General features: G+C 73.8%; 1 pseudogene. It reads right to left on the reverse strand.

The features are described from left to right. Positions 1 to 103: 103 nt before the first annotated feature. A pseudogene (locus tag GT030_RS06505) lies at positions 104 to 600 on the reverse strand (peptidase M6); the annotation flags it as partial.

Below are 600 nucleotides of genomic sequence, written 5' to 3' on the forward strand. Positions count from 1 at the left end.
TAGAGCAGCTGACTCTTAATCAGCGGGTCCGGGGTTCGAGTCCCTGGCGGCGCACAGACAACGAAGGCCCTCGCGCGAGCGGGGGCCTTTCGCGTATCCCGGCTCAGGCGCCCTCCCCCGGCGTGATCCGTACCGTCCACGCCCCGGCCGGGGTGCGCTCCTCGACCTCCACCTTCACCCCGTCCCCCGGCACGGTGAAGCTCTCCCCCAGCGACACCGGCGCGTCGGCAAGGGGCGGATAGACGGAGTTCTCCCAGCACGCCTCGGTGTGCGGGTGGGCGTCCACCACGTCGACCGGGCCCTCCCCGGACTCGACGCCGGCGCGCACCCGGTAGACGAGGATGCCCTGCTTGCACGCCGTGCGGTCGTTGCCCACCGGTCCGCGCGCCTCGAAGGCGAGGTCGGTGTCCGCGCCGGTGCGCACCAGGGCGAGCTTGGTGCCGTTGCCGAGCCCGAAGGCCGGGGTGCCGGACGTGCCCCGCACCGGGACACCGGGCCCGGCCGCGAGCGGCTCCAGTGTGAGCCGGGCCGGGCCCGTACCCCGGACGCAGGCCACCTGGCGTGGGTTCAGCCAGCCCAGCTTCCACTTGTGCCAGCCGA

The sequence above is a fragment of the Streptomyces sp. SID1328 genome, assembly GCF_009865595.1.
Lineage (GTDB): Bacteria > Actinomycetota > Actinomycetes > Streptomycetales > Streptomycetaceae > Streptomyces > Streptomyces griseoluteus.